The organism is Fusibacillus kribbianus, assembly GCF_030053595.1.
GTDB classification, from domain to species: domain Bacteria; phylum Bacillota; class Clostridia; order Lachnospirales; family Lachnospiraceae; genus Lientehia; species Lientehia kribbiana.
Genome location: NZ_JASGBQ010000040.1, coordinates 1 through 8,336 on the forward strand (window position 1 = coordinate 1; position 8,336 = coordinate 8,336).

Here is an 8,336-nt window from a genome sequence, read left to right on the forward strand (position 1 = left end):
GTTGCAAAAGTAGAGTAATAATCTACGGAGCAGCAGCTCCTTTTTTGTACGAAAACAGAAAACGGGCCCCAAAAGGACCCGCATCCGTGGTATAATTAAGTATGTCAAGTACAAAAAAATACCATAAAAATTATACCGAATTTCAAGATACTTATCAACTGGTTCTTCCATTAAATTTGGAAGGATTGATTCCCGAAGATGAATCGGTTCGTCTGCTAAGCCACATATTGGAGGAATTAGACTATCACAGTCTTTATCAGGCGTACTCCCGCGAAGGGAGAAATCCTGCAGTCGAGCCCAGTTTAATGTTTAAGATCCTGGTATACGCTTACTCACAGGGAATCTATTCCAGCAGAAAGATCGAACAGGCATGCCGCCGCGATATCAACTTCATGTGGCTCTTAGCGGGCAGTAAGGCCCCCGACCACTGCACGATCGCCCGATTCCGCACTCACTTTCTGAAAGAAGTTTGCGAGGATCTCTTCGGCCAGCTGGCCCGAATCCTTTTGAAATCCGGAGAAATCAGCGGTAAAAACCTGTTCGTGGACGGAACAAAGATCGAATCCAGGGCCAATAAATATACGTTTGTCTGGAAGAAGGCCGTGGGGAAGCATGAGGCAAGAATGCAGAACCAACTGAGTGGACGCATAGCTGAGATCAATGAGGAGTATATCGAAAACCTTGCGTTCTCACCGGAAACAGCGGTTTCCGATCTGGAAGCAGCCGCACAGCGTCTGGAAGAAAGGATGCAATCACAGGGAATCGTTCCGGTACACGGGCGCGGAAAACGGAAGAACCGGATCCAGAAGGACCAGGAATACGTGAAAAATTGTCTGGAACGCCAAAAACGCTACGATACCCATAAGAAAAACTTTAAGGGACGGAACAGTTATTCCAAGACCGATCCGGATGCGACCTTCATGCACATGAAAGATGATCACATGAGGAATGCCCAGCTCAAGCCGGGCTATAATATCCAGATCGGAGTAGACAGCGAATACATCGTGGGAGTAGGTGTGTTTCCGGACCGGAATGACACCAATACCCTGATCCCGTTTGTGAGCCACACAGAAGGGACGCTGTGTCATAAATACGAGAGTATCACCGCAGATGCCGGATATGAAAATGAGGAGAATTATCTCTGGCTGGAAAAAGAAGGGAAAACAGCGTATATCAAGCCATTGACCTATGAAAAATGGAAAAAGCGCAGTTTCAGGAAAGAGATCGGCCGCCGTGAAAATATGACTTATCTGGAAGAAGCAGACTGTTATGTCTGTGATTATGGCCGTATTCTGTGGAACGTAGGAAAGAAGAAAAAGAAGAGCGTGACGGGATATGAGTCCTGCCAGGACATCTATCGCTGCGAAGACTGCACCGGCTGTCCTCATTTTGGAGGTAAATGTACCAGATCCCGAAAAGGGAAACAGCTGTACGTGTCGAAGGTGCTGATTACAAAGCGGGAAGAATCCCTGAAAAACATCATGAGCAGGGATGGTATCCGTTATCGGATGAACCGCTCGATTCAGGTAGAGGGAGCCTTTGGAGTGTTGAAGCATGACTACGGATTCGACCGATTTCTGACCTGCGGGAAAATCAATGTAAAAATCGAGTTTCTTCTGCTGTGTATGGGCTACAACATCAACAAACTGCACGCAAAGATTCAAGGTGATCGGCTGCAAAGTCATCTCCATGAAACGAAAACAGCATAAGAAAACAGCGGAAAAACAGACCGTTTATTAAAGTACGCCAAACCCCGGCCGAGATATCCCAAAATGATATCTGAGCCGGGGTTTCTGAGCTAAAAACGAAGGAGCGTTGCTCCTGACCTACAATCGTTCAGATTTTAGGTCATTCTGCAACACTCCCATTCTTGCTCCTATATAGATTTCCACCATTTAACCCGAAGGCAACAATGCCGGAAATTATTTCTTAGCTTCTTTGACAGCTGTCTGCCGGATGACATCCCAGGACGGCGCTTTTCATGCTTAGTGATTGACCTTTTTCTTTTTAGAAACTATCAATAAAGTGATTCCGCCGATGATCAGCACAGCCGCACCAATACTGATAGCCGGTATGTATTTGCGGCCCACTGCCGAACCGTCTATGCTTCTGAATTCCTCATCGCCACAGGTAGTGCAAAAACCGGCACCGTCTTTTTCCAATAATCCGTCTGGCAGAACCATTCTTCATGCTCACTCTTCATCGATGCATACAGTTCCTCCAGGCCCTGTGCCGACCGCTTGACAGCGGGGATCCATGCAGCAAACGTTCCCTCATTCCAGGGCCGACAGATGTTCATCTCCCAGATACTGTCAAAATATTTCCTGAGCCGGTAGACATACAGATACTGTCCTTTGCATGCTCGATCATGCGAAGCCGCTCCTCAAGCGCCTCACCGTTATCCTCGATGACTGTCGCCCGGTCACAGGAGCTTCCTACTCCATAAAAATCTTCTCTTTGGAATGTACAGGCCACAGCCAGGGCACCCTGGGTCAGATTATCTGCAATAGGATCCAGCATCTTCCCCAAATCGGTGACCATATGAAATTTTCTGGCAATTTTACCGTCGAGAAAATCAGTCAGATAAGAGAGCGCCAGCACAAAGAAGGCGGCAAAATATTCCCATTTTGTCTCCGCCCTGCCGTATAAAAACAAAAATGCCGGAATTATTAAAATCCGGAAGTAGCCCATCAGATTGGGAATGTTAAAATATTCTTTTTTCATCCTTTGTCCCTTTTCAATCATTTTCACAGAGAACCAATTTCAGAAATATACTGCCGGCGTACCCGATAAGGTGGCTAAAATCATCAGAAATAAAGTCTTGGTGAATGATTTATTCAGTTGTCAAAATGCAAGTGAAAGGCTCCCGTTTTCGTGGTTCGGAATTAATCCCTTCATTTGTTTGAAATTGAAGAGCATTTTGGGGGGTGTTTTTTCAAAATTTCTTAAAAATTTTTCCGAACGCAAAAAAGCCGCCTATTTTCCTCTTAATGAGGTCAATTCCCCCAAAATAAGCTTTGCATTTTATAAAAGGTCATGTTATAATTAACTAATTGATTAGTTAATAGAAGGGAGGTGATGATGTGCGGGTACGAAACGAGGAAGAGTTTCAGCGTAAGAAAAACGAGATCATGGAAAAATGCTACGAGTGCTACGCAGAGCACGGGCTGGGCGCCGTAAGCATTAAGGGTCTTGCCGAGGCATGCGGCTGTACCTCCGGGAGTTTTTATACATACTTTACCGACTTGGATGACCTTATCGTCCAATCCACTGCCTATTGCATGAGCAAGGTAGAAGATGATTTTATGGCTAAGGCGCCCACGGATATTGAGGACGTATGGCGGTTTATTGACGAGATACCCTACTGGACGGCAAAAGAGCACGGAAAGAAATACCGGCTCATGTATCAGGTATACACCCATCCCAAATATTTTTCCCATGGCAAGGACTTCTTCCAGGGCGTTAACCGGAGATATTCCGAATACGCCGCGGAATTGGAAAGCAAAATCGCAATTCCGAAAGACATTATCACACCTTTGATCTTTATTTTAATTCGCGCAAGCGTCCACTATGCGCTGTTTGAGGATGAATTCTATCTGCAGGCGCAGTTAAGCGTTCTAAAGAAAGGGATCGCGATGTATTTGTCCCAAAAGGACCGCTCATTAAAGGAGGAAAAACCATTATGAAAAAAAGAATCGCAGCAATTATACTCAGCGCCCTTTTGCTGATCGGCATGATTCCGCTGCACGCATCAGCTGAGATGGAAATAGTACCCATTGCTCCTGATGATACGGAACAGATCATCAAGCCCTGGTATCCCAATGCCGACGGAGGCTTGGGCTACAATTCCACGAAGGCCAGCGGTGAAGAAATTTTTAACGCCATGCTGGAGCAGTCTAAGTCTGGTGAGCCGGATTCTTTCGGCGACGACACCCTGACGCCTTACGGCACTCAAAAGGGTGAGCAGTTTACCATGCTTGAAAAGCTTGAGCTTTTTCAATATGTATCAGAGGGAAATGAACTCAAAAACGCAAAGATTATGGACGATATGCACTGTGTAAAGGAGTATGGTTTTCTGGTGGCAGACTCCAATCAGCGGATTCCGGAAACTGAGGATATTGACGGATTGCGTTTTGCGCGAGGCGTCGCGTTTGACCCCACGGGCTGCGGTCAGAAGAATTATGTGGCAGTTATCGGATTCCAAGACGACGGCACCGAAACAGATTCCACTGGTAAAAAGTGGCCTATCGCCTCTTTTTACCTGTACATCATCGATGCCGAAAGCAAAAAAGCAGTATTGCAATCGCCTATTGAGTTTTCACCAGACGCCAAAAGAAGATATGGCAATCTGATAGGAGAACTCACTATTGTAGACTCCAGTAACGTAATTCAGATCACAGCCGGTGACTATAACGGCGACGGCCGCGACAGCCTTATCATTTACGACAGCTTTCGCTTGTATGAGGTTTCTTATTCAGGTTCCGCATTCTCTAATAAACGCATTGATAATGCCGGAAACGGTGGATCATACTTAAGCGATGCATATAAAAATTCAGATTTATCAAAATCCTTTCAGTTACAAAATCAGCTTTGTATGGCTCTTGCCAGCGAAGATGTAAACGGCGACGGCATTGACGACCTGGTCGCACTCTCTTATACAGGAGATATAAGCAATGATTATGTCGGCACAGTGCAAAACAAAACCTGCATTCCCCAGCTTTCCGTCGGCTACGGCAAGAAGGGCACCTCATCGGTCGCCGACCTATCCATTGACAAAGCGTCTGTCGGCACAAAAGTTGACAGTACTACGACAAAGACCCTTGCCTGCCCCGGCGTTGCCGTAGGCGATATTGACGGCGACGGTGAAAATGAAATCATTGCCGCCGGATTTACAAACCAAAGCAAGACAAACGATGTTGTGATTGTTGATGACAGCTCAAATGCAAACCCCGTTTCCTACGCGTACTATGAATCAAGCGGAGCGGGTAAGCTGAAAAGCGTTGGCGGAATCCGGGAGCTCCCAAGGAACAGCACCAGCTACATCGCAAAGGATGACAGCCTTCGTGAGAATGAGTATCTTTTCCAGCAGCTTTCCGTGGAATGTGTGGCGCTGGACGGCATGCACACCAAGGAATATGTATTCTTAAGCGGCTGGTTCTATTATATGAACAGCAGCGGTGAGCTTCAATCCGTGGCAGGAAACACAAGTGTTAACTGCGATGAGACCTATCATGAAAATCTGTTCTATTATCTGGAAGACGGCTATAAACTTGACGGAAAAGATTATGATGTCGACGAGGTTTTTGTCCTTTCCGCATCTGTCGGTAACTTTTTCCCAAAAGCTGAAAACGACAACGGAAGAGAAGGAATCGCCGTTGTTGTAGGCTATAAAACCCATACCGACGCAAACAAAGAGGGAGATTACAATTTCAAAGAGGATATTTACTGGGGAAACGATAGTGCTACCGGCACGGATAAGCTCACAAATTTCGTAGGTGTTGATACGCCTATGGGACAATATGGTTTTACGGGGGAGGCGGTGTATCGTGGTTTTAAGGACGTAACCCGCGGTGATGCCGGCATAGTATTATGCGGAGTAGATGTCGGCAGCGACTCCGTCGTTGCAAAGTACTCCGGCAAGGCCTATGGCTACACGGACCCCACTCCCGTAGCGTTTTTACAGGCAGCTCCCTATTTTTCCGAGCTGGAAGCCGGCAACAGCTCCACCCAGTACAGCTATTCTGAGGGGTACCGCGTAACAGAAGGTACATCGACTGAGGTGTCCTACAACGTGGGCTTCTCCGCGGAATTTGAAGCCGGACCCGTAAAGACGAGTATGGATGCAGGCGTGGCTTACGAACTGAACGAGGAGTTTGTAAGCAGTATAGATAAGACGTATACAACGACCTTTGAAGCCAACGACCAGAACCAGGTTATCCTGCGTCAGACCTTAATGTATTACTACGCCTACGATGTGGGCGTCTATAATAAGGATACAAAAAAGATCGAATTTTCCCAAAACGCACTTGTTGTTTCCGCACCACAATACCCCGTGCTCACGTCGGTTTCCATGGATCAGTACAATGAGCTTGCCACAGCGTATAACAAAAAGGTTGACGAAAGCATAGACAGCAACATTGAAAAAGAACACAAAATGGCTTTGATCACCGATGCGCTGAAAGAAAAGTACTTCCTGAATAACGAGGGCAACCCCTTTGCTTACGCAAGCAGTGCCGATAAATATACATACAACGGTATCCCCGGATGGGATCTGAGCAAGGCAGAAGTGGGCGCCAACGACACATGGATGAAGCTCTCCCACGCGGGCGGAACTCAGACACAGACCTATTCCGTCACGCTGGAAGAGGAAAAGACCAAATCTGTTGCCGAGGGCTGCTTTGCAAACATGACGGTTATGGTAGGCGGCGGAGTAGGATCTTTCAGCGCCTATGCGGGCGTTACAGCGGGTTATGAGCGTCTGAAAGGCAACTCTTTCTCCAAGGCGTCCATAACCAGCACAGAAACATCCGGAACGGTTCAGAACCTCAGCGCCGATCTGACTAACTACGGCTTTAACTGGAAGCTTATCGGCTGGAAAACCACCGACATGTTACCGGGAGTTCCCTTTGTGGGTTACGCCGTAAAGGATCAGACGGATCTTCCCCAGCCTGTTGACGACCTGAAGGCAACCTACGCAGACGGCACAGTCACCCTGACCTTTACCGCTCCCACAACAGACACGGGACGTATGGCAGCAACACATTTCTATGCGTACGACGACCAGCATGACGGTTATATCGGGGCTTGCAGCAATTCTTCCACTGACCGCTCAATCACCATTGATGTAAGCGGATATACAACCCAGGGAGCCACATTCACGGTTATCCCGTATAATGAAAATACCAATATGAGAGGTGTGCCCTCCAACGAAGTGTTGTGCCTGTTTGTTATGAGCGACAAGGATGTCAATGCTCTGGTACAGGAGCTGAAGAAGAGTATCGCCGATCTTGAAACAGCCCTTAAGGCCGGGGACACCGACCTCGCCGGTAAAATTGCCGACCTTGTAACGAAATATCAGGCGCTGAGCGAAGTAGCAGATGCACTGGGCGAAACTATGACAGAAGCAGATGAGGCGTTGCAGGATGCCATTGACAAGGTCAATGATGACCTGACAGCGGCCATTGAAAATCTGAGCAGTGACACCGATACAGCCATCGCCGACCTGACGGCGGCATATCTCGCTGCGGACGCCCTTTTGAAAGCGGATATCGACTCTCTGTCTGATAAACGTGACGCTCTTGAAAAGACTATGGAAGAAGCGGACGGTGCTCTGCAGGAAGCAATCGACAAGGTCAACGAGGACCTGTCCACCGCAATTGAAAACCTGCGCGAAGCTACCAAAGAAGAGCTTGAGCAATCCATCGCCGACCTGACGGACGCTTATAACAATGCGAACGATCTCCTGAAGTTGGATATCGACTCCCTTAATGAAAACCTTGCCGCTTTGGGCCAGACGATGCTTAAAGCAGACGAGGCGCTGCAGACAACCATTAAAAAGGTTGAGTCTGATATAGCGACAGCCAAGAAAGAACTGCTTAATGCCATGGAGGAAGATGCTGAGCAGCTCAACAACAGAATCACCACACTGAACTCCGCTTTGGAAGCCGCCTACAAGCTGGCAGACGATATGCTCCAGAAAAGTATTGACGGCCTGTCCCAGCGGCTGGACGAACTGGGCGTAAAGCATCAGGAGGATATCGACGCTCTGCGCGAAGAAATTGAAGCCTTAAAGGCGCAGATAGAAGAGCAGGAGAAGGTAAACGGCACCCAGCAGGAAAAGATGGACACCACAAGAGTTATTACAGTTGTGGGACTGAGTGTTGGCGCTGTTTCCTTAGTCGGAAACATCGCACTGCTGATTGCCCTTCTCAAGAAAAAATTGCTGACAAGGTTTTAAGCCTTAACGGAAAATCGGTTTAATGTGATCAGGGGCTGTAAAAAACTCCCCGAACGCTGCAGACGGTCTTTCCTATAAAGAAATAGAGTAGGAGGCGGAGACCGTTTCAAAGTCTGTGTAAACTCAAAAAACTGACATAAGATTTGATAATAGAAACATGAATTCAGGGCCTGATCAGGCAACTGAATCCTTACCTGTATGATAAACCAGGATTTTTACATGTCAAGAGGGAGATCCTGAAACGGGGGCTGCGCGCCCCCCGGATCCCCTGCGTTACGCCCATATAAATGCAGCTGTAAACAGCAACATTTATATGGTGCGTCTTAGTATTTATGTCCTTCCAGACGTTCTTCAAAGAAAATCTCTAACTGAGAATGAA

The 8,336-nt window shown here is 47.3% G+C and carries 5 protein-coding genes; 3 read left to right on the plus strand and 2 right to left on the minus strand.

Going from position 1 to position 8,336, the window contains the following annotated elements:
* Nucleotides 1-101: 101 nt before the first annotated feature.
* Nucleotides 102-1,709, plus strand: a complete 1,608-nt coding sequence (locus QJ036_RS13875; protein WP_283231944.1) for an IS1182 family transposase — start codon at nt 102-104, stop codon at nt 1,707-1,709.
* A 276-nt stretch (nt 1,710-1,985) separates the two neighbouring features.
* On the opposite strand, the gene QJ036_RS13880 is transcribed toward QJ036_RS13875, so the two are convergent.
* Nucleotides 1,986-2,183, minus strand: a complete 198-nt coding sequence (locus QJ036_RS13880) for a hypothetical protein (RefSeq protein ID WP_283231945.1) — start codon at nt 2,181-2,183, stop codon at nt 1,986-1,988.
* A 112-nt stretch (nt 2,184-2,295) separates the two neighbouring features.
* Nucleotides 2,296-2,724: a CDP-alcohol phosphatidyltransferase family protein gene (locus QJ036_RS13885; RefSeq protein WP_283231946.1), complete on the minus strand. Its 429-nt coding sequence runs from the start codon at nt 2,722-2,724 to the stop codon at nt 2,296-2,298.
* Nucleotides 2,725-3,083: 359 nt separating this feature from the next.
* On the opposite strand from QJ036_RS13885, the gene QJ036_RS13890 reads away from it, so the two are divergent.
* Both QJ036_RS13890 and QJ036_RS13895 read left to right on the plus strand, forming a co-directional pair.
* The gene (locus tag QJ036_RS13890; RefSeq protein WP_283231947.1) at nt 3,084-3,686 is read left to right on the plus strand and encodes a TetR/AcrR family transcriptional regulator; all 603 of its coding nucleotides are present in this window, start codon (nt 3,084-3,086) and stop codon (nt 3,684-3,686) included.
* Nucleotides 3,683-7,957: a coiled-coil domain-containing protein gene (locus tag QJ036_RS13895; RefSeq protein WP_283231948.1), complete on the plus strand. Its 4,275-nt coding sequence runs from the start codon at nt 3,683-3,685 to the stop codon at nt 7,955-7,957. The genes QJ036_RS13890 and QJ036_RS13895 overlap by 4 nt, the downstream gene beginning before the upstream one ends.
* Nucleotides 7,958-8,336 lie beyond the last annotated feature (379 nt).

Bases quoted from the DNA above. Each gene is read 5' to 3' on its own strand.
- QJ036_RS13895 (WP_283231948.1), top strand. From the start codon at position 3,683: ATGAAAAAAAGAATCGCAGCAATTATACTCAGCGCCCTTTTGCTGATC.
- QJ036_RS13885 (WP_283231946.1), bottom strand. From the start codon at position 2,724: ATGAAAAAAGAATATTTTAACATTCCCAATCTGATGGGCTACTTCCGG.
- QJ036_RS13880 (WP_283231945.1), bottom strand. From the start codon at position 2,183: ATGGTTCTGCCAGACGGATTATTGGAAAAAGACGGTGCCGGTTTTTGC.
- QJ036_RS13875 (WP_283231944.1), top strand. From the start codon at position 102: ATGTCAAGTACAAAAAAATACCATAAAAATTATACCGAATTTCAAGAT.